The organism is Rhodopseudomonas sp. BR0M22, assembly GCF_010907035.1.
Classification (GTDB): domain Bacteria; phylum Pseudomonadota; class Alphaproteobacteria; order Rhizobiales; family Xanthobacteraceae; genus Rhodopseudomonas.
On the sequence record NZ_QUMK01000012.1, the window covers coordinates 18832 to 39151 of the forward strand.

Sequence of the window (20320 nt, forward strand, 5' to 3'; positions counted from 1 at the left end):
GTCGCGGATGAATATTGTCGAGGTGACGAGCTGCGAGGCAGTTCATGGTCGCCTAGGTCAGCGGTCGCTTTCGGTCGATCAAGACGTGGCCGCAGTGACTGCAATTGGGCGCAAGCCCGCAGCCAAATGCACGATATTGCCGTCGTGATATGCAAACGCCGCCGAGAACCGCCGATCGCCGTGCAGCGTTGAATATCGGCATATCTGTTATAGGCGAACGACTTCGTAGGGCTCATTTTCGTCTGGCGCTACCCACCAGTCAGCTGATTGCGATGCTCGATTTGCGCCTATCTGTGACCGACATCTGGCGCGATGACGAGGGCAGCAAAGTCTGGCTCCATTAGCCGACGGAGCTCCGACCCGTTATTGAATGCGGCTTACCTCGGCGCCCCTATAATTTAAGGGGGGCGGCTGTTTAAACAACGCGCGAGTCCGCTTGCGCCTCGGCCCCGATCACAGCAGCGACTTCATCGCCATCTCGGTCCCCAGCAGCAACAGGCAGATCAGGAAGCCGCGACGAAAGGCGGCCGGACTGATCCGGCCACGAACGATCTGCCCGGCCCACATGCCGCCGAGTGCGGGCAGCGTAGCGAGCGCCGACACGGCCAGATGATCGGTCTGGAAAGCGCCGTGCGCACCCAGGCCGATTGCGAGCGCGATCGTCGAGACGGTGAACGACAGGCCCAGCGCCTGCACGAGATCATCCTTGGCGAGGCCGAGTGACTGGATATACGGGACGGCCGGAATCACGAACACGCCGGTTGCGCCGGTGACGATGCCGGTTATTCCGCCGATCAGCGGCGACAGCCAGGGCTCGGCGTGCGGCGGAATGCTGAGGGGGCGGGCCAGCAGCGTGATGCTCGCGTAGACGATCAGGGCGATACCAAGCATCGCGGTCGTCAGCCGCGTATCGCCGCTGGCGATCCAGGTCGAGCCCAGCAGCGTTCCGGCGACGACGGTCGCCATCATCGGCCACAGCCTGCGCAGGAGCGTGCCGAGTCTGGGGCCGGCCAGAAGCTGCCAGACATTGGTGACGAACGACGGCACGAGCAAAAGGCCCGCGGCCGCGATCGGCGAGATCAATGCGCCGAGCACGCCCATCGCCACCGTCGGCAGCCCCATGCCGGTGACGCCCTTGACCAGGCCGGCGACGAAGAAGGTGGCGAAGACGGCAAGGAGCAGCGGTATCGACAGATCGGACATGACGTATCACCACCGCATCGCCAGACTTTCGACAATGCGGATGTGCCGATGCGTGCCTTCGGCTATGCCGAAGGCAGATCGTCGGCTAGTCTTTGGTCATGCGCTTCGACCTCACGGACCTCGGGCTGTTCCTCGCCGTCATCGACGCCGGCAGCATCACCCGCGGAGCGGCCGAGGCCGGTCTGTCGCTGGCGGCCGCCAGCGAAAGGCTGCGCCACATGGAGGCCGTCGGCGAAGTTCTTCTGCTGCATCGCGGCCGGCGCGGCGTGGTCCCGACCGAGGCGGGCGAGGCGCTCGCGCATCATGCGCGCACGATCCTGCACCAGATCGCCGAAATGCGCGGCGAACTCGGTCGCTACGCGAAAGGCATGCGTGCGAATGTCTGCATCTTGGCCAATACGGCGGCGGTCACCGAGTATCTGCCTGCACGGTTGGCGAGTTGGATGGCGCAGCACCCCCGGGTGGATGTGGACCTCAAAGAACGTCAGAGCTCCGACATCGCCCGAAGCGTGGCTGCCGGGTTCGCCGAAATCGGCATCCTGTCCGGCGCCGCCGCGACTGCGGGGCTGACGCTGCGTCCTTTCGCCACCGACCGGCTGGTGGCGGTGCTGGCTTTGGACCACGCCTTGGCGGGAAAGCCGCAGCTTCGCTTTTCCGAATTGCTCGACCACCACTTCGTTGGTCTGTCCGGCGGTGCCCTGCAGCAGCATCTCGAGATGCAGGCGGCGCGGCTCGGGACGAAGATCAAACTGCGGGTCGCGCTGCGCAGCTTCGACGGGATCTGCCGCCTGGCGGGCGAAGGCGTCGGAATCGGCGTTGTGCCGGAAGCGGCCGCGCGGCGTTCGAAGCGATCGGCCCGCATCGCCATCGTCCGGCTGCAGGACGATTGGGCGACGCGGCGACTATCGGTCTGCGTCCGCAGCGAGCCGGAGCTGACGCCGCTCGCGCGAAGCCTCTTTCAGCATCTCGCATCCCGGTCGTCTTCGCCGCTGCGATGAGGCTTTTCAGGCAAAGAGGGCGTGCAGCAGCGCCGGTATGATCCCAATCACGTCCAGCGCTGCCTCCGCTGCGCGTCACAAATTCCGCTGCACGAAGCTGTCGATCGCGGTGGCGATCAGGTCCTTGTCGTTGTCGATCGTCGCGACATGGTAGGAGTTGTCGAGCCACAGCGTCTCGATCCGGCTGGAGCCGACGTGGTTGGCGATGACTGTTGCGTTTGCCGGCGACAGCACATGATCGACCCGCGAATTGATCACCAAGGTCGGGCATTTGATTTTCGACAGCAGCGCGCGGGCGGTGGCGGCCAGCCCCATCACCTGCTTGACGCAGGTGACCGGCACCTGGTCGTAGGCCAGCTCCTTGGTGGTGGGGTCGACCATATCCGAGCCGATGCCGGGGACGAATTCGGGCAGACCACGCGCATAAGCGAGCCCGGCGAGGTCGGGTGAATCGATCTGCACCGCGGCGTTGATCGGGATCACGCCGGCGACTTTGTCGGGATGCGAAGCGGCCAGATACAGCGACAGCGTGCCGCCCATCGATAGCCCGGCCACGAAGGTCTTGTCGCATTTCGCCGAGAGCTCGAGCAGCGCGTCCTCGGCGCACGCGACCCAGTCGCTTGCGGTGGTCTTGGCCATCGCGGCCGGGGAGACGCCATGTCCGGGCAGTCGCGGGCCCAGAATGGAATAGCCGCGCTCGCCGAGCCGTTCGCCCAGATAGCGCATGCTCTGTGGGCTGCCGGTAAATCCGTGCACCAGCAGGACGCCCGTCTTGCTGCCATCGAACGCGAAGGCCTCCGCGCCGACCATCACTGCTTCACCCATGTCGTCTCCCCCGCATGCTCCGGTGGCTGCCGCGCGCATCGCCCGGCTCACTCAACCGACTGTTTTGGTTCATATTTCTTATGTCCCAGAAAATCCCCCGGACCGTCAAGCGAGGCGACGGCGCGAGTGCCGTCGCGGCGCCGAAGGGTCAAACGACCGCAGGTCCTGGAAGCCGTAGACTGCTAAAGTATGAGAGCTCGGCCGCAGAAGCGGTTTGGCGGCCAAATCGGGCCGATCTTCCGCTTCGGCTCTGATCTAAATCACAGCGGCCTTCGACTAATTGTGCAGAATGAGCGCCGCATCGCCGTTTTGAGGTAATTAAATACAGGGTGGCGGTGCTCCATATAAACATTCCTTTGGCGGCACCAAGGAAAATGCAATTTCTCTTATGTGACCGATCGGCTCACAAGCTCCGCGCAACGGAGCCCGCGGAGCCAATTGGCCGCGCTGCGTTGTGGGGGAGTCATCATGGGTCAGGGCCAAACGCTTTCAGCTTTTTTGGATTCACATGCGGTCGATCCGCAGCGGAAAGCGGTCGCCGCCGCAGTCGCCGCGATCGCGGCCGGGTCGATCGAGATCTCTGAATTGATCGGGCAGGGCGCGCTGGCCGGCATCACCGGCGCGGCGCATGGCGGCAGCAATGCCGACGGCGACGTTCAGAAGGATCTCGACGTCAAGGCCGACGAGATCATCGTCGCGGCGCTGAAGGATGTGCCCTACGCGGCGCTGGCGTCGGAAGAGTCCGATACCCTGCTCGACGGCGATCCCAGCGCGCCGATCTCGATCGCCTACGATCCGCTCGACGGCTCGTCCAACATCGACACGAATATGACGGTCGGGACCATCTTCTCGATCATCCCGAACCAGCCGGGCGTGAAGCCGTTCACTGCGCCGGGCTCCTGCCAGATCGCGGCCGGCTTCGTGGTGTACGGGCCGCAGACGTCGCTGGTGCTGACGCTCGGCGACGGCGTCGATATCTTCACGCTCGATCGCAAGGCCAAGGTGTATCGGCTGATCCGCGAGCGCGTCACCGTGCCGGCCGACACTGCCGAATATGCCATCAACGCCTCGAACCATCGCCATTGGGAGCAGCCGATCCGCGATTTCGTCGACGAATGTATCGCCGGCTCCGACGGACCGCGCGCCAAGGACTTCAACATGCGCTGGATCGGCTCGCTGGTGGCGGAGGTGTATCGGATCCTCACGCGCGGCGGCGTGTTCCTGTATCCGGGCGACAACCGCCCGGGCTACGGCAATGGCCGGCTGAGGCTCTTGTATGAAACCCATCCGATGTCGTTCGTGATGGAGCAGGCCGGCGGGGCCGCTTCGACCGGGCGCGAGCGGGTGCTCGATCTCACCGCCAAGACGATCCACCAGCGTTCGCCGCTGATCATGGGGTCGATCGACAAGGTCAAGCGCATCGAACTGCTGCACACCGATCCGAGTGCCGCCTCGCGCTCGGCGCCGCTGTTCGCCCGCCGCGGTCTGTTCCGCGTCTGACGTCGTCTCTCCCCCGGTTGGAATTGGAAGTACCTCCTCATGTCCCGTAAGCATCCGATCATCTCCATCACCGGCTCCTCCGGCGCCGGCACCACGTCCGTGAAGAAGACGTTCGAGCAGATCTTCCGCCGCGAGAACGTCAACGCCGCGTTCATCGAGGGCGATGCGTTCCACCGCTACAATCGCGTCGACATGCGCAACAAGATGGCGGAGGAAGCCGAACGCGGTAACCGCCACTTCAGCCATTTCAGCCCCGAAACTAACCTGTTCGAGGAGCTGGAGCAGACCTTCGCGAGCTACGCCGAGACCGGCACCGGCCGCACCCGTCACTACGTCCACGACGACGAGGAAGCGGCGCTGCACGGAGTGCCGCCCGGCAACTTCACCCAGTGGCAGGATCTGCCGTCGAACTCGGACTTGCTGTTCTACGAAGGCCTCCACGGCGCGGTGATCACCGAAAAGGTCAACGTCGCTCAGCACGCCGACCTCAAGATCGGCGTCGTGCCGGTGATCAACCTCGAATGGATTCAGAAGCTGCATCGCGACCGCGCGGCGCGCGGCTATTCGACCGAGGCGGTGACCGACACCATCCTGCGCCGTATGCCGGACTACGTGCACTACATCGTGCCGCAGTTCGCCGAGACCGACATCAATTTCCAGCGGGTGCCGACCGTCGACACCTCGAACCCGTTCATCGCGCGCTGGATTCCCACCGCTGACGAATCGATGGTGGTGATCCGCTTCAAGAATCCGCGCGGCATCGATTTCGCCTATCTGCTGTCGATGATCCAGGGCAGCTTCATGTCGCGCGCCAACTCGATCGTGATCCACGGCGCCAAGCTCGACCTGGCGATGCAGCTCATCCTGACGCCGCTGATCATGCAACTGATCGACCGCAAGCGAAGCATGAAGTAATGCCCAACATCTGTAAGAAACTGGGGAGGCCGGTTTGAACGTTCCCGCACGCGACATCCACGACAAGGTCACGCATCGCGACATGGCGAATGCGATCCGCTTTCTCGCCATCGACGGTGTCGAGAAGGCGAAGTCCGGCCACCCGGGCATGCCGATGGGCATGGCCGACGTCGCCACCGTGCTGTTCACCCGCTTCCTGAAGTTCGATCCGGCTGCGCCGGATTGGGCGGACCGCGACCGCTTTGTGCTGTCGGCCGGCCACGGCTCGATGCTGCTGTATGCGCTGCTGCATCTGACCGGCTATCCGGAAATGACGATCGATCAGCTGAAGTCGTTCCGGCAGTGGGGCTCGAAGACTCCGGGCCATCCGGAATACGGCCACACCCAGGGCGTCGAAACCACCACCGGCCCGCTCGGCCAGGGTCTGGCGACCTCGGTCGGCATGGCGCTCGCCGAGCGCATGATGAACGCCCGCTACGGCGACGCGCTGGTCGATCACTATACGTATGTGATCGCCGGCGACGGCTGCCTGATGGAAGGCGTCAGCCACGAGGCGATCTCGCTGGCCGGCCACCTCAAGCTGAGCAAGCTGATCGTGTTGTGGGACGACAACCACATCTCGATCGACGGCGACACCTCGCTGTCCTGCTCGGACGATCAGCTCGCGCGCTTCGCCGCGTCGGGCTGGGCCACCACTCGCGTCGACGGCCATGATCCGGAAGCCGTCGCGGCCGCTATCGAGCAGGCCAAGAAGAGCGACCGTCCGTCGCTGATCGCCTGCCGCACCACGATCGGTTTTGGCTCGCCGAAGGTCGCCGGCACCGAGAAGGCGCACGGCGCTCCGCTCGGCGCCGAGGAGGTCGAGAAGACCCGCGCTGCGCTGAACTGGCCGTATCCGCCGTTCGAGATTCCGGAAGGGATCCTGGCTCGCTGGCGCGAGGCTGGCGGTCGCGGCAAGGCCGCGCACGACGCCTGGGACCAGCGGCTGGCCGCGGCCGACGCTGCGACCCGCACCGGCCTCACCGATGCGCTCGCCGGCAAGCTGTCGGCGGATTACGAAGGCGCGCTGCAGGGCCTGATCGCCAAGTTCGATGCCGACAAGCCGACCATCGCCACTCGTCAGGCGTCGCAGCTCACCATCGACGCGATCGTGCCGGCGTCGCCGAACATTCTCGGCGGCTCGGCCGACCTGACGCACTCCAACCTGACGCACGCCAAGGGCGCCGCGTCGGTCAAGCCGGGTGCGTTCGGCGGCAGCTATCTGCACTACGGCATCCGCGAATTCGGCATGGCGGCGGCGATGAACGGCATCGCGTTGCACGGCGGCTTCGTGCCGTTCGGCGGCACCTTCCTGGTGTTCGCCGACTACAGCCGTCCGGCGATCCGCCTCGCGGCGCTGATGGGCGTGCGCGTCATCCACGTGATGACCCACGACTCGATCGGCCTCGGAGAAGACGGCCCGACCCATCAGCCGGTCGAGCACGTTGCCTCGCTGCGCGCGATCCCGAATCTGCTGGTGTTCCGCCCGGCCGATGCGATCGAGACCGCGCAGGCCTGGGACTGCGCGCTGAAGCAGACCTCGCGTCCGTCGGTGCTGGCGCTGTCGCGCCAGGGTCTGCCGGCGTTGCCGCGCAGTGGGACCAATACCAACCCGGTGGCTCGTGGCGCTTATTTGGTCATCGATCCGCCCCAGCGGGATGTCACACTGATCGCGACCGGCTCGGAAGTCTCGCTGGCGCTCGAGGCAGCCAAGAAACTCGGCGAAACCGGCGTATCCGCCGCGGTGGTGTCGGCGCCGTGCTTCGAGCTGTTCGCCGAGCAGGACGACGCCTACCGCGCCAATGTGCTCGGCACCGCGCCGCGGGTCGGCATCGAGGCGGCGCGCGATGTCGATTGGCGCCGCTGGATCGGCGATACCGGCGCGTTCGTCGGCATGGCCGGGTTCGGTGCCTCGGCGCCGGCGCCGGTGCTTTACCAGAAGTTCGGCATCACCGCGGACGCGGTGGTGGACGCCGCCAAGGGCGCGATCGCCCGCGGCAAGCACTGAGCCCGATTTTCGAACATCACGACGACCCTGTCGTCACACAGTCAGTTTGAGGAGACATCATGGCGCGTATCACTCTGAGGCAATTGTTGGATCACGCCGCCGAGCACGGCTACGGCGTGCCCGCGTTCAACATCAACAACATGGAGCAGGGACTCGCGATCATGGAAGCGGCGGCGATGGTCGACGCTCCGGTGATCATCCAGGCGTCGCGCGGCGCCCGCTCCTATGCCAACGACATCATGCTGGCGAAGATGATCGACGCGCTGGCCGAGATGTATCCGGACATCCCGCTGTGCATGCATCAGGATCACGGCAACGACGAGGCCACCTGCGCGACCGCGATCCGCTACGGCTTCACCTCGGTGATGATGGACGGCTCCCTCAAGGCCGACGCCAAGACCGCCGCCGACTATCAGTACAACGTCGACATCACCCGCCGCGTCGTCGACATGGCGCACTGGGTCGGCGCCTCGGTGGAAGGTGAGCTCGGCGTGCTCGGCTCGCTGGAGCACGGCGGCGGCGAGCAGGAAGACGGCCACGGCGTCGAAGGCAAGGTCAGCCGCGAACAGCTCCTGACCGATCCGGACCAGGCGGTCGAGTTCGTGCGCGCCACCAAGGTCGACGCGTTGGCGATCGCGATGGGCACTTCGCACGGCGCCTACAAATTCAGCCGCAAGCCGGACGGCGACGTGCTGGCCATGAAGGTGGTCGAAGAGATCCACCGCCGGCTGCCGAACACGCACCTCGTGATGCACGGCTCGTCGTCGGTGCCGCAGGATCTGCAGGACATCTTCAACGAGTTCGGCGGCGCGATGCCGCAGACCTTCGGCGTTCCGGTCGAGGAAATCGTCCGCGGCATCAAGCACGGCGTCCGCAAGGTCAACATCGACACCGACTGCCGTCTGGCGATGACCGGCGTGTTCCGCAAGGTCGCCACGCAGAACAAGGCGGAGTTCGATCCGCGCAAGTTCCTGAAGCCGGCGATGGATGCGATGCGCGACGTCTGCAAGCTGCGCTTCGAGCAGTTCGGCACCGCCGGCAACGCCGGCAAGATCAAGGTCGTGCCGATGTCGGAAATGGCCAAGCGCTACAAGGCCGGCGCGCTCGATCCGCAGATCGGTCAAGTCGCGCGTGCGGCCGAGTAATTGAAATAGATCCGCGGCGGCCAGCGGGCCGCCGCGCCTCGCATTGCAGGAGATCACCATGGACCAGTCGAACCGCTACGCCAATCTCAACCTCAAAGAGAGCGAGCTGATCGCGGGCGGACGGCATGTGCTGTGCGCCTACATCATGAAGCCGAAGCCCGGCTTCGGCAATTTCATCCAGACCGCCGCGCACTTCGCCGCCGAATCCTCGACCGGCACCAACGTCGAAGTCTCGACCACCGATGACTTCACTCGCGGCGTCGACGCGCTGGTGTACGAGGTCGACGAGGCCAACAGCCTGATGAAGATCGCGTATCCGATCGAATTGTTCGATCGCAACGTGATCGACGGCCGCGCCATGATCGCCTCGTTCCTGACCCTGACGATCGGCAACAACCAGGGCATGGGCGACGTCGAATACGCCAAGATGTACGATTTCTACGTGCCGCCGGCTTACTTGAAGCTGTTCGACGGCCCGTCGACGACCATCAAGGATCTGTGGCGCGTGCTTGGCCGCCCCGTCGTCAACGGCGGCTTCATCGTCGGCACCATCATCAAGCCGAAGCTCGGCCTGCGTCCGCAGCCGTTCGCCAATGCCTGCTACGATTTCTGGCTGGGCGGCGACTTCATCAAGAACGACGAGCCGCAGGGCAACCAGGTGTTCGCTCCGTTCAAGGACACGGTGCGGGCGGTCGCCGACGCGATGCGCCGGGCGCAGGACAAGACCGGCGAGGCCAAGCTGTTCTCGTTCAACATCACCGCCGACGATCACTACGAGATGCTGGCGCGCGGTGAGTTCATCCTCGAGACCTTCGCCGACAACGCCGACCATATCGCGTTCCTGGTCGACGGCTACGTCGCCGGCCCGGCTGCGGTGACCACCGCCCGCCGCGCGTTCCCGAAGCAGTACCTGCACTACCATCGCGCCGGTCATGGCGCTGTGACCTCGCCGCAGTCCAAGCGCGGCTACACCGCCTTCGTGCTGTCGAAGATGGCACGCCTGCAGGGCGCGTCGGGCATCCACACCGGCACCATGGGCTTCGGCAAGATGGAAGGTGAAGCCGCTGACCGCGCGATCGCCTACATGATCACCGAGGATTCGGCCGATGGTCCGTACTTCCACCAGGAGTGGCTCGGCCTCAACCCGACCACCCCGATCATCTCCGGCGGCATGAACGCGCTGCGGATGCCGGGCTTCTTCGACAACCTCGGCCACTCCAACCTGATCATGACGGCGGGTGGCGGTGCGTTCGGTCATATCGACGGCGGTGCGGCGGGTGCCAAGTCGCTGAGGCAGGCCGAGCAGTGCTGGAAGCAGGGCGCCGATCCGGTCGAATTCGCCAAGGATCACCGCGAATTCGCCCGCGCGTTCGAGAGCTTCCCGCAGGATGCCGACAAGCTGTATCCGAACTGGCGCGCCAAGCTGAAGCCGCAGGCGGCCTGAGTTCTCGATACCTAATTACAACGGCCTGCGTCTCGCACGCAGGCCGTTTGCGTTTGAACGCCCTGGTAATGCTCCGTGGCTCGGGCGCCGTTGTTAGTTGATAGTCAACTGTCCGGCGTGGCCGTGCTTGCGTCCTGTCCGTCTTGCGGCAAGTTTGTCGCCGTGACGGACTGTGGCTGCGGGAGCGCTCGATGTCCTACACTCATTCACAAAGCTATCCGTTTCAAATCGCGGTCGAAGGCGTCGTTTACGACTGCGTCTTCGTACTGACGGACGATCGCTTGATCACCGTAGTGGCGGCCGGTCGCAGGCGCAGCGAGCTATTGAGTGGCAGGCCGCCACGGGCGCTTGCCGCCACGATTGCGCTGGATCTGGTACATCCGCAGCCGAGCCAAGTGCCGCCGAGCGACATCGAGCCGCATTTGCATCAGTCCTGGTTTGATAGGCTGTTCGAACGGTTCCGCGGCGTTGCTGCCGTGCCGCGTCACTGACATCCCTGGGCGCGCGTCACGGGCGGTCTGGGGATCGCCTGGACGCCAGCTCGACCTCTTCGCAGGGTCGGCGACGACAGCCGAGTCGTTGCTGCGGTTACTTGTCATGTCATGTAATAGTAACAAAATACCGCAATCGTCGTGTTGCAGATGCGCGGTGTGCCGTAGTCGAACCCGTCGCGTGCGGCCATGCGGATGAAGCGTGTCCGACTGAAATCATTAGCAAGGTCAATCGGTTGATCAGTCAGAACGACGGACCTTGATCCGTGGAAGGGCGCGCGCCCATGACGCGTCGTCAGTATTTTTACGTGGCGGAGGCTTAACTGCCCTGCAAGGTCGCTGACGCATCCTGCTTCAGAGAATCGTCCGCAACGTCCGGACGATTCGACTCGAGACCAACCGTAGGTGCGCCATGGGCGCACGATTCCTCACGCTGCTGCCGAACGAGTATAGATCAATGCTAGCCAGTCTCTCGATTCGTACCAAGATCATCGCGCTTGTTGCGTTGCTTCTCGTGGCCCTGTCGGGGATCGGAGGTCTCGGCCTGCTCAAGATGCGGACCCTCAACGGCTCCACTGTGGACATTGCCACGAACTGGCTGCCGAGCGTCCGCGTCCTCGGTGATATCCGCACCACTCTGGCGTTGTACCGGGTCACGCTGCGGGCGCATGCCATGGAGGTGACTGCGGAAGGCAAAGCGACCGCAGCCAAGCGGATCGCTCGCGTCGAAGACACCATCAACAAGCAGCTCGACGCCTACCGTAAGATGATCACGTCGCCTGAAGAGAAGGCGCTCTACGACGACTTCACCAAGGAACTCAACGTTTATCTCGATGGAGCCAGGAAGGCGGTCGAGATGTCGCAGCAGAGTCTCGGTCAGTCGACCGCGGAGCTCGGCGTGTACCTGACCAAGACACTCGGGCCGATTGGCAGCAGTGTCGACGCCATCCTGCAGAAGAGCGTCGATCTCAACAACAAGGGCTCCGACGAGTCCACTGCCACGGCCGAGGCCGCCTACAGCTCGGCGATCATGATCGTGGTGTCGATTCTGGTGCTGGCGATCGCGTTCGGTGCGATCGCGAGCTATCTGGTGATCCGCGACATCAGCCGCGGCATCGCCTCGATCATTGCGCCGATGCAGGCGCTCGGCCAGGGCGACCTGACCGCCGAGGTGCCGCATCGCGGCGAGGCGACCGAGATCGGCGCGATGGCGGATTCGCTGCAGATCTTCAAGGAAGCACTGATGGCCAAGCGCGATGCCGATCTGGCCGCGGCCCGCGAGGCCGAGGAAAAGATCGCGCGTGGCCAGCGGGTCGACGTCGCCACCCGTAAGTTCGAAGCCGCGATCAGTGAGATCGTCGATACGGTGTCGTCCGCATCGACAGAGCTCGAGGCGTCGGCCGGCACGCTGACTTCGACCGCCGACCGCTCGCAGGAACTGGCGACCTCGGTCGCCGCGGCGTCCGAAGAGGCGTCCACCAACGTGCAGTCGGTGGCTTCCGCGACCGAAGAAATGTCGTCATCGATCACCGAGATCAGCCGGCAGGTGCAAGAATCGTCGCGCATCGCTTCGGAAGCCGTGGATCAGGCGCGCAAGACCAACGCCAGCGTCGGCGACTTGTCGGAAGCCGCGAATCGGATCGGTGATGTGGTCGAGCTGATCAACACCATCGCCGGCCAGACCAATCTGCTGGCGCTCAACGCCACCATCGAGGCGGCGCGAGCCGGTGAAGCCGGGCGCGGTTTTGCGGTCGTGGCCGCCGAGGTGAAGGCGCTGGCGGAGCAGACCGCGAAAGCCACCGGAGAAATCAGTCAGCACATCTCCGGGATCCAGTCGGCGACCAACGAGTCGGTCCAGGCGATCCGGGAAATCGGTCTCACCATCGGACGGATGTCGGAGATCTCTGCGGCGATCTCGGCTGCGATCGAAGAGCAGGGCGCAGCAACTCAGGAGATCTCGCGCAACGTGCAGCAAGCGGCGCACGGCACCCAGCAGGTGTCCGCGAATATTTCGGACGTGCAACGCGGGGCCACCGAGACCGGATCGGCCTCCGTGCAGGTGTTGTCCGCCGCGCAGTCGCTGTCGCAGGAGTCGAGCCGGCTGAAAATTGAGGTCACCCGGTTCCTCGAAACGGTCCGCGCGGCCTGACCGGTCACGCGCATCACCGCTGTCGCCGGGCTTGCAGATGTCCGGATCGTGGTCGCCTCAGGCGAAACGCTTGGCGATCAGCAGGCAGAGCAGCACGGAGCCCGACGAGGCGAGGACGGTCGCCATGTTGGTCAGGTTCCGGGTCAGCATCGTGAACCACGAGCCGCCGACGGCTGCGGCCGGCTTGCGTCGTTTCGCTTTGGTCGTTTTGGCGGACATGGCGCTTTCCGGTCGAGGCTGCGATCACGGCTTGTGATACGGCCGTGGGCAGGTCGGAGGTCTTCCCGATCCTGCTTCGATTTTCGGGCGAGGCGTTGGCCAAAGCCTTAACGGCGGACGTGCCGCCTGTTCCGGTCATGCTCCATGGTTTACGGATCTCAGCGCCCTCTCGCGCTCGGCGTTGCACTCGGATCGGGCATGCGGATTGCTTTCTCGTCTCCAGATTGGATTCGGTCGAAGCAGCCCTTGATTTTGTGCCAAATCAAACCAATTTCCGGCGCCTTCTTGTTAGATGCGAATTGATAGCGCCTGTTACAATCGTTCTAAACTTCCGACGGCGCCGGCTCGAATCTCTTGACCTTAGCGGCCCCGATTGGAACAACGAGCAATGACCCAAAACCCCCATCACAACGGCCACAGCCTTCACCAGCCGATCCTGCTGGGGAACGCGCGACGGGGCTATCGCGGCGTGGTTCAGGCGATCGATCCGCATCGCGGAACCTCGTCACTGCAGCCGGTCGAGTTGGAGAGCCGCCTGATCGAACTCGGGTTCGTCGAGGGGGCCAAGGTCGAAGTGCTGCACGAGGGGATCATCGGCCGGGACCCGATCGCGGTTCGAGTCGACAACATCACCATCGCGGTTCGCCGTCGCGAGGCGATGGCCATCGTGCTGATGTGACGCGCGGATTGCAGTTTCTTGATTTGGCGATTGCGCGATGAGCTCGGTCGAATCCCATCCTTTCAACCTCGCTTTGGTTGGAACGCCCAATAGCGGCAAAACCTCGCTGTTCAACGCTCTGACGGGCAGTCGCCAAAAGGTGGCGAACTACCCGGGCGTGACGGTCGAACGCAAGACCGGCCTGTTCACCACGCCGGGCGGCCGCGTCGTCAGCCTGGTCGATCTGCCTGGGACCTATTCGTTGCGTGGCCGGAGCCCCGACGAGGAGATCACCCGCGATGTCGTGCTCGGCCGCAAATCGGGCGAGCCGGTGCCGGATCTGGTGCTGTGTGTCGCCGACTCCACCAATCTGCGGCTGACCTTCCGGCTGATGCTTGAATTGAAGGCCACCGGCCGGCCGCTGATGCTCGTGCTCAACATGTACGACATCGCGATGCGCCGCGGTGTCACTGTCGATGTCGAGAAGCTGTCGGCGCAGCTGGGTGTTCCGGTCGTTACGTCGATCGCCGTCCGCAAGGGCGGCACCGCCGAACTTTTGAAGCGGACCGATGAATTCGCCGCCCAGGCGACGTCCCCCGCCGCCAGCGACCACTGGCGACCGCTCTCGACCAGCGAACTGCGCGCGCTGCAGCGCGAGGCCGATCGCATCATTGCCGATTGCGTCAGCCTGCCGGCGCGCCCCCACACCCTGACCGCTCAGGTCGACCGGGTGGTGCTGCATCCCGTGGCGGGCCTGGTGATCTTGGTCCTGCTCCTGTTCCTGATGTTCCAGGCCGTGTTCTCCTGGGCACAGCCGGTCATGGAACTGATCTCCGGAGCGTTCGAAGCGCTCGGCGCTTTCGTGCAGGCCAACATGCCCGAAGGGCTGCTGCAGAGCTTTCTGCAGAACGGCGTGATCTCGGGCGTCGGCAGCGTCCTTGTGTTCCTGCCGCAGATCATCATCATCTTCCTGTTCATTCTGCTGCTGGAAGATCTCGGCTACATGGCGCGCGCTGCGTTCCTGATGGACCGCATTATGGGCGGGGCCGGGCTGCACGGCCGCGCCTTTATTCCGCTGCTGTCGAGCTTTGCCTGCGCCATCCCGGGCATCATGGCGACGCGGGTGATCGACAACAAACGCGATCGCCTCACCACCATCCTGATCGCGCCGCTGATGACCTGTTCGGCGCGGATCCCGGTCTATACGCTGATCATCTCGGCCTTCGTGCCCGCGAAGGAAGTGTTTGGCTGGATCAATCTGCAGGGGCTGGTGATGTTCGGCCTCTACACCGCGGGCATCGTCAGCGCGCTGACCGTGTCGGCGCTGGTCAAGTTCTTCATGTGGCGCGACTACGAGCCGGCGCCGTTCATGCTCGAACTGCCGGACTACAAGCTGCCGCGGCTGAAGAGCGTCGGGATCGGGATCTACATCCGCGCCACGATGTTCCTGCAGCGCGCCGGCACCACGATCTTCTCGATGATGGTGCTGATCTGGTTCCTGGCCTCGTTCCCGCGCCCGCCGGCCGGGGCGACCGAGCCGGCGATCGATTTCAGTCTGGCGTCGATCATTGGCCACGCGATAGAGCCGGTGCTGGCGCCGCTCGGCTTCAACTGGCAGATCGGGGTGGCGTTGATCCCCGGCATGGCGGCGCGCGAAGTCGCAGTCGCGGCGCTCGGCACCGTCTATGCGATCGAAGGCGGCAAGGAAGCGGCCGAGCAGATCGGCCAGGTGCTGGCCTCGAAGTGGAGCCTGGCGACCGCGCTGTCGCTGTTGGCCTGGTTCGTGTTCGCCCCGCAATGCGCTTCGACGCTCGCGGTGATCAAGCGCGAGACAGGAAGCTGGGGCTGGATGGGCGTCACCTTCATCTACATGTTCGCGCTCGCCTACATCGCCAGCCTGATCACCTACAATGTCGCGGTGGCGTTCGGCGCCGGCTGATGCCGGTGTCGATCAGCGCAGTCCAATTCTGCGCTCAGGATCGCTCACAGTAAGCAGAGCCTGATGGTGACGAGACGCGCAGTGCCGTCTCGGCCCACGATCTCGAGCGATGTCTCGCGAGGCTCGCATCCTATCATCCTTCGAGGCGCCCGGCTTCGCCGGGCTGTTCAAGAAGGCCGCTTCAATCGATGTGGGGGAATGCCAGCTGCGCGATGGCGAGCGACCGGTCGCCGTCGTCTCAGAACGCCGCAAGCGGCTGGATCGCGTAGCTGGGCCGCTGCTCCGCCTGTGGCTGCACCGCCCGCAGCACCGCCTTGGCAATGCCCCGGCCGCGGTCGTCGATCCCGGTCCATTGCGCCTGCCGGCCCCGGGAGTCGACTTCCATCAGCTTGACGCCCTGCGGCACGTCCTGACCATCGCGAACCACGCCGCGCAGAACGCCGTCACAGGGCGCGCGCACCGGAACGCCGCCCAGGTGGCCGACAGGGAAGCCGCTGAACACCCGGCTGCCGATCTCGACCGCGGTTCTCCATTTGCCGCTGGCCTGCGAATACTGAAAGCGCTCGGCACCAATGCCGCCGAGCGGGCTGGCGACGCCGTCGGCCGCGTCGGTCCAGCCCGCACCGACGATCAGACCGCTGCGGCCGGGCCGCGTCTCGATCGCGACATCGCAATTTGCCGACGTCGAAAACCCCGGGCCGAGTCCGACGCTGACGCGCGCCAGCCGCCGCAGGTCCGGGGTGACGCGATGCTTCTGCATCCGGGCGTCGACCAGAATGTCGATCGTGCCGACAGGCAGCAGATCGGGTAGTGCCAGCCATGTCACCAGCACGCTGTCGGACCGCCTCAGCGCCTTGAAAATCTCGGTGCCTTCGTCGACGCGGGTGCCGCGTACACCCTCGACCATCACCTCGTCGCCGTACAGAGCGTCGTGAAACGCCATCTTGCGGCGGATCACCGGCGGGAACGGATCGTGGGACATCACCACACAGCAGCCGGCACCATGCAGATGAACGGCAACGGCCGAGGCGATCTCGTTGGTCCCGAGCACGACCGCGAAGCCGCCGGGGCTGAGTTGGTGAGGCTGAGTCATTATCACCACGCTGTGTTCAGTGTCTGAACTAGCCTTAAGCAAGAGCCGGACCAGACCTGCTGGTGATTGTTGGTGGTATCTTGATATCGCTTTTGATGTCGGAAAGCGGACGTTGTGTCGTGTGCGATGCTGCGCCGGTGTCGCTCTGATGACATCCTTTGGCAACAACAGTCGGTTTGGCGGCCGGAATCCGACGAAAGTCGCTTGGCCCGGTTCATGCAAGTTCGCTGGCAATGAAACCGATGGAGACCGTGCCGTGCATTCTGAACCCCTGCACGCCGAGCGTCCCGACCCCGCACCGACATCGACACCGCAGCAAGCCCGTCCGGCCGACATGCCACCCGGCATGCCGGCAGGGATGCCGTCGGCCGCTGGCGGCGCCTGTCCGTTTCACAATGACCAGCGCGAGGCGCGCACCGGCAAGCAGAAAACGCTGGTGCTGACCGGCGCGTCGCGTGGCATCGGGCATGCGACCGGCAAGCTGTTCTCCGACGCCGGCTGGCGGATCATTACCTGCTCCCGGCAGCCGTTCGCCGACGACCGCTGCCCGTGGGCAACGGGCCTCGAGAATCACGTCGCGGTCGAACTCGCAGACCATCGCGCGGTGCCCCGGGCCATCGACGAGTTGAAAGAGAAGCTTGGCGGTGGGCCGCTCAACGCCCTGATCAACAACGCGGCGATTTCGCCGAAGAGCGCGGAAGGCGAGCGTTTGACGTCGCTGAACACGCCGGTCGCAACCTGGATGAGCGTGTTCCACGTCAATCTGCTGGCGCCGGTGATGCTGGCGCAGGGGCTGTTCGATGAGCTGCGAGCCGGCCAGGGTTCGATCGTCAACGTCACCTCGATCGTCGGTTCGCGGGTCCATCCGTTCGCAGGCAGCGCCTACGCCACCTCGAAGGCGGCACTGACCTGTCTCACTCGGGAGATGGCGCACGACTATGCGCCCTACGGTATCCGGGTGAATGCGATCGCGCCTGGCGAGATCAAGACCGATATCTTGTCTCCCGAGACTGAAGCGATGCTGGCGCCGACAATTCCGATGCGACGTATCGGGACACCGGACGAAGTCGCCAAAGTGATGTTCTTCTTGTGCTCCGAGGCAGCCAGTTACGTCACTGGCGAAGAAATACACATCAATGGCGGTCAGCACGTCTGATGGAGGTGCGGTAAATAGTTCGGAATTAGTTCGCGACTGGTTGGCAATCGCGCCGTCCGCCTGCTTGTTGCCGATCTTTTGGTCGATCAGTTTTGCGCTGCATCAATGCGATTCTGGTGTCAGGCTGGTGGTAGAGTAGTAATCGGTTGATTATCAGCGGTTTTGCTCGTGGTAACGAACTAAGCAGAGCTAGCCATAACTTCCGCAGCGATGCAGCCAAGATGAGCACGACATCTGGTTGGAATTCATCCACAATCTCGCAACGCTCCGGATCTGACGGGGGAAGGCTCGGGGGCGATGGAGACCAGCTATGGCTCAGCGCGAAATCCGCCTTGTCGAAAACGAGTACCCGTCGCCGTCGATGACCCATCCTCCAATACCGCTGAGTGACATCGCGCTCACCGGCATTTTCGAGATCTCAAAAATCCTCACCTCACCGGCGAGGCTGGAGATCACCCTCGCCAACGTGGTCAACCTGCTGCAATCGTTCCTGCAGATGCGGAACGGTGTGGTGTCGCTGCTGGCCGATGACAGCGTGCCAGACATTACCGTCGGCGTCGGCTGGAACGAGGGCAGCGATAACCGCTATCGCGCCCGCCTGCCGCAGAAGGCGATCGACCAGATCGTCGCCACTTCGGTTCCGCTGGTCGCCGACAACGTCTCCAGCCATCCGATGTTCACCGCCGCCGATGCGTTGGCGCTCGGCGCCACGGAAGAAATCCGGGTCTCGTTCATTGGCGTGCCGATCCGGATCGACTCGCGGGTCGTTGGTACGCTGAGCATCGACCGCGTTCGCGACGGTCGCTCGCATTTCCGGATGGACGCCGATGTGCGCTTTCTCACCATGGTGGCCAATCTGATCGGCCAGACCGTGAAGCTGCACCGCGTGGTTGCCCGTGACCGCGAACGGCTGATGGCGGAGAGCCACCGGCTGCAGAAGGAACTGTCCGAGCTGAAGCCGGAGCGCGAGCGCAAGCGGGTCAAGGTCGATGGTATCGTCGGCGAGAGCCCGGCGATCCGCAAGCTGCTGGCCAAGGTCAGCATCATCGCCAAATCGCAGTCGCCGGTACTGCTGCGCGGCGAATCCGGCACCGGCAAGGAGCTGATCGCCAAGGCGATCCACGAATTGTCGTCCCGCGCCAACGGCCCGTTCATCAAGATCAACTGTGCGGCGTTACCGGAGTCGGTGCTGGAATCCGAACTGTTCGGCCACGAGAAAGGCGCGTTCACCGGCGCGATCGCGTCGCGCAAGGGGCGGTTCGAGCTGGCCGACAAGGGAACGCTGTTCCTCGACGAGATCGGCGAGATTTCCGCCTCGTTCCAGGCCAAGCTGCTGCGCGTGCTGCAGGAGCAGGAATTCGAGCGGGTCGGCGGCAACCAGACCATCAAGGTCAATGTCCGCATCGTCGCTGCCACCAACCGCAATCTCGAAGAGGCGGTGGCGCGCAAGGAGTTCCGGGCCGACCTCTATTATCGCATCAACGTCGTGCCGATGATTCTGCCACCGCTGCGCGACCGGCCGACCGACATTCCACTGCTGGCGACCGAGTTCTTGAAGAACTTCAACAAGGAGAACGGGCGCGAGCTGGCGTTCGAGCCGCACGCGCTGGATCTGCTGAAGGCCTGCTCGTTCCCCGGCAACGTCCGCGAGCTGGAGAACTGCGTGCGCCGGACCGCCACCTTGGCGATGGGGCCGGAAATTCGCGACAGCGATTTCGCCTGTCACCAGGACGAGTGCCTGTCGGCGATTCTGTGGAAGGGCCACGCCGAGCCGGCGCCTGAGCGCCCCCGACCGGAGATCCCGCTGCAGGTGCTGCCGCGCAAGGCGCCGGTCGAGATCGTGCATCCGCGCGAGCCCGCTTCGTCGGCGGTCGATGTCGCGCCGACTCCGATCCGTCCCGATCTGCCGGCGGACGAGTCGCAGATGTCGGAACGCGAGCGGCTGATCAACGCGATGGAGCGTTCCGGCTGGGTGCAGGCGAAGGCCGCTCGGATCCTCGGCCTGACGCCGCGCCAGATCGGCTATGCGCTGAAGAAGCACAATATCGAACTCAAGCACTTCTGATCTGCCGACGAGCTATCGGCGCGGCGCGCGACGCAATTGAGCGGTCGCGCGCCGCGCCGTTTTTGCTTGCGCCGTCGCCGAGATGTGGAGCCCTCGGCCACGACCTACGTGCCCTCACCGGCCTGTCAGACTTGCGACAAGTGTCGGGCCCCTTACACCTGCGACGTCCTGTGCGACGTCAAATAACCGTTGAAAATCAAGCATCAGGCAACTGGCACGCGGCTTGAAAGACAGGTGGTCAGCAGCACCTCTGCGAACCAGGAGCCGACCATGGCCTACAAGATTGTTACCTCTCAGTGCACCGTCTGCGGTGCGTGTGAATTCGAATGCCCGAACGCCGCGATCAGCATGAAGCGCGGCACCTATGTGATCGACGCGACCAAGTGCACCGAGTGCGAAGGTCAGTTCGACAAGCCGCAGTGCGTCTCGGTCTGCCCGGTCGACAACACCTGCGTGCCGGCCTGACGCGTGAT

At 64.4% G+C, this 20320-nt stretch carries 17 protein-coding genes; 13 read left to right on the plus strand and 4 right to left on the minus strand.

Annotated elements, in window-relative coordinates; translation table 11 throughout:
• Window positions 1-453: 453 nt before the first annotated feature.
• Window positions 454-1203, minus strand: coding sequence for a sulfite exporter TauE/SafE family protein (locus DY468_RS05615; RefSeq protein ID WP_164603196.1), 750 nt, complete (start codon window positions 1201-1203; stop codon window positions 454-456).
• A 98-nt stretch (window positions 1204-1301) separates the two neighbouring features.
• On the opposite strand from DY468_RS05615, the gene DY468_RS05620 reads away from it, so the two are divergent.
• The gene (locus DY468_RS05620; protein WP_164603198.1) at window positions 1302-2201 is read left to right on the plus strand and encodes a LysR family transcriptional regulator; all 900 of its coding nucleotides are present in this window, start codon (window positions 1302-1304) and stop codon (window positions 2199-2201) included.
• A gap of 75 nt (window positions 2202-2276) precedes the next feature.
• Here the strand turns inward: DY468_RS05620 and DY468_RS05625 are convergent, their stop codons facing one another.
• Complete coding sequence (locus DY468_RS05625; protein WP_164603200.1) at window positions 2277-3026, minus strand: alpha/beta hydrolase; 750 nt, start codon at window positions 3024-3026, stop codon at window positions 2277-2279.
• A 468-nt stretch (window positions 3027-3494) separates the two neighbouring features.
• Here DY468_RS05625 and DY468_RS05630 point away from each other — a divergent pair, with 468 nt between their 5' ends.
• The 7 genes from DY468_RS05630 (at window position 3495) to DY468_RS05660 (ending at window position 12717) form a co-directional block, all read left to right on the plus strand.
• Window positions 3495-4526, plus strand: coding sequence for a class 1 fructose-bisphosphatase (locus tag DY468_RS05630; protein WP_164603202.1), 1032 nt, complete (start codon window positions 3495-3497; stop codon window positions 4524-4526).
• A gap of 39 nt (window positions 4527-4565) precedes the next feature.
• Entirely contained in the window at window positions 4566-5441 is an 876-nt protein-coding gene (locus DY468_RS05635) for a phosphoribulokinase (RefSeq protein WP_164603204.1), read from the plus strand.
• A gap of 34 nt (window positions 5442-5475) precedes the next feature.
• Window positions 5476-7488, plus strand: coding sequence for a transketolase (gene tkt / locus DY468_RS05640; RefSeq protein WP_164603206.1), 2013 nt, complete (start codon window positions 5476-5478; stop codon window positions 7486-7488).
• 59 nt (window positions 7489-7547) lie between these two features.
• Window positions 7548-8633 (plus strand): class II fructose-bisphosphate aldolase, encoded by a 1086-nt coding sequence (fba, locus tag DY468_RS05645; protein WP_164603208.1) that lies wholly within the window; start codon window positions 7548-7550, stop codon window positions 8631-8633.
• A 58-nt stretch (window positions 8634-8691) separates the two neighbouring features.
• The gene (locus DY468_RS05650; protein ID WP_164603210.1) at window positions 8692-10077 is read left to right on the plus strand and encodes a ribulose-bisphosphate carboxylase; all 1386 of its coding nucleotides are present in this window, start codon (window positions 8692-8694) and stop codon (window positions 10075-10077) included.
• Between the two features lie 191 nt (window positions 10078-10268).
• Entirely contained in the window at window positions 10269-10568 is a 300-nt protein-coding gene (locus DY468_RS05655) for a hypothetical protein (protein ID WP_164603212.1), read from the plus strand.
• Window positions 10569-11025: 457 nt separating this feature from the next.
• Window positions 11026-12717, plus strand: coding sequence for a methyl-accepting chemotaxis protein (locus DY468_RS05660; protein ID WP_164603214.1), 1692 nt, complete (start codon window positions 11026-11028; stop codon window positions 12715-12717).
• A 57-nt stretch (window positions 12718-12774) separates the two neighbouring features.
• Here the strand turns inward: DY468_RS05660 and DY468_RS24600 are convergent, their stop codons facing one another.
• The gene (locus tag DY468_RS24600) at window positions 12775-12936 is read right to left on the minus strand and encodes a hypothetical protein (RefSeq protein WP_205512044.1); all 162 of its coding nucleotides are present in this window, start codon (window positions 12934-12936) and stop codon (window positions 12775-12777) included.
• A gap of 388 nt (window positions 12937-13324) precedes the next feature.
• Here DY468_RS24600 and DY468_RS05665 point away from each other — a divergent pair, with 388 nt between their 5' ends.
• Window positions 13325-13615, plus strand: a complete 291-nt coding sequence (locus tag DY468_RS05665) for a FeoA family protein (protein WP_164603215.1) — start codon at window positions 13325-13327, stop codon at window positions 13613-13615.
• A gap of 37 nt (window positions 13616-13652) precedes the next feature.
• Window positions 13653-15533: a ferrous iron transporter B gene (gene feoB / locus DY468_RS05670; protein ID WP_164603217.1), complete on the plus strand. Its 1881-nt coding sequence runs from the start codon at window positions 13653-13655 to the stop codon at window positions 15531-15533.
• A 238-nt stretch (window positions 15534-15771) separates the two neighbouring features.
• Here feoB and DY468_RS05675 read toward each other — a convergent pair whose 3' ends face one another.
• Complete coding sequence (locus tag DY468_RS05675) at window positions 15772-16626, minus strand: xanthine dehydrogenase (RefSeq protein WP_164603219.1); 855 nt, start codon at window positions 16624-16626, stop codon at window positions 15772-15774.
• A gap of 334 nt (window positions 16627-16960) precedes the next feature.
• Between DY468_RS05675 and DY468_RS05680 the strand changes: the two genes are divergently transcribed.
• From DY468_RS05680 to DY468_RS05690, 3 genes are all read left to right on the plus strand, one after another.
• Entirely contained in the window at window positions 16961-17782 is an 822-nt protein-coding gene (locus DY468_RS05680; protein ID WP_164603309.1) for an SDR family NAD(P)-dependent oxidoreductase, read from the plus strand.
• 310 nt (window positions 17783-18092) lie between these two features.
• Window positions 18093-19847, plus strand: a complete 1755-nt coding sequence (nifA, locus tag DY468_RS05685) for a nif-specific transcriptional activator NifA (RefSeq protein ID WP_164603220.1) — start codon at window positions 18093-18095, stop codon at window positions 19845-19847.
• A 270-nt stretch (window positions 19848-20117) separates the two neighbouring features.
• The gene (locus DY468_RS05690) at window positions 20118-20312 is read left to right on the plus strand and encodes a 4Fe-4S binding protein (RefSeq protein WP_011160163.1); all 195 of its coding nucleotides are present in this window, start codon (window positions 20118-20120) and stop codon (window positions 20310-20312) included.
• Window positions 20313-20320: the final 8 nt, after the last annotated feature.

Coding starts and splice junctions, on each gene's coding strand:
- feoB (WP_164603217.1), top strand. CDS start 13,653: ATGAGCTCGGTCGAATCCCATCCTTTCAACCTCGCTTTGGTTGGAACG.
- DY468_RS05660 (WP_164603214.1), top strand. CDS start 11,026: ATGCTAGCCAGTCTCTCGATTCGTACCAAGATCATCGCGCTTGTTGCG.
- fba (WP_164603208.1), top strand. CDS start 7,548: ATGGCGCGTATCACTCTGAGGCAATTGTTGGATCACGCCGCCGAGCAC.
- DY468_RS05625 (WP_164603200.1), bottom strand. CDS start 3,026: ATGGGTGAAGCAGTGATGGTCGGCGCGGAGGCCTTCGCGTTCGATGGC.
- DY468_RS05675 (WP_164603219.1), bottom strand. CDS start 16,626: ATGACTCAGCCTCACCAACTCAGCCCCGGCGGCTTCGCGGTCGTGCTC.
- DY468_RS05615 (WP_164603196.1), bottom strand. CDS start 1,203: ATGTCCGATCTGTCGATACCGCTGCTCCTTGCCGTCTTCGCCACCTTC.
- DY468_RS24600 (WP_205512044.1), bottom strand. CDS start 12,936: ATGTCCGCCAAAACGACCAAAGCGAAACGACGCAAGCCGGCCGCAGCC.
- DY468_RS05690 (WP_011160163.1), top strand. CDS start 20,118: ATGGCCTACAAGATTGTTACCTCTCAGTGCACCGTCTGCGGTGCGTGT.
- DY468_RS05635 (WP_164603204.1), top strand. CDS start 4,566: ATGTCCCGTAAGCATCCGATCATCTCCATCACCGGCTCCTCCGGCGCC.
- DY468_RS05680 (WP_164603309.1), top strand. CDS start 16,961: ATGCCACCCGGCATGCCGGCAGGGATGCCGTCGGCCGCTGGCGGCGCC.
- DY468_RS05630 (WP_164603202.1), top strand. CDS start 3,495: ATGGGTCAGGGCCAAACGCTTTCAGCTTTTTTGGATTCACATGCGGTC.
- DY468_RS05655 (WP_164603212.1), top strand. CDS start 10,269: ATGTCCTACACTCATTCACAAAGCTATCCGTTTCAAATCGCGGTCGAA.
- DY468_RS05650 (WP_164603210.1), top strand. CDS start 8,692: ATGGACCAGTCGAACCGCTACGCCAATCTCAACCTCAAAGAGAGCGAG.
- nifA (WP_164603220.1), top strand. CDS start 18,093: ATGGCTCAGCGCGAAATCCGCCTTGTCGAAAACGAGTACCCGTCGCCG.
- DY468_RS05620 (WP_164603198.1), top strand. CDS start 1,302: ATGCGCTTCGACCTCACGGACCTCGGGCTGTTCCTCGCCGTCATCGAC.
- DY468_RS05665 (WP_164603215.1), top strand. CDS start 13,325: ATGACCCAAAACCCCCATCACAACGGCCACAGCCTTCACCAGCCGATC.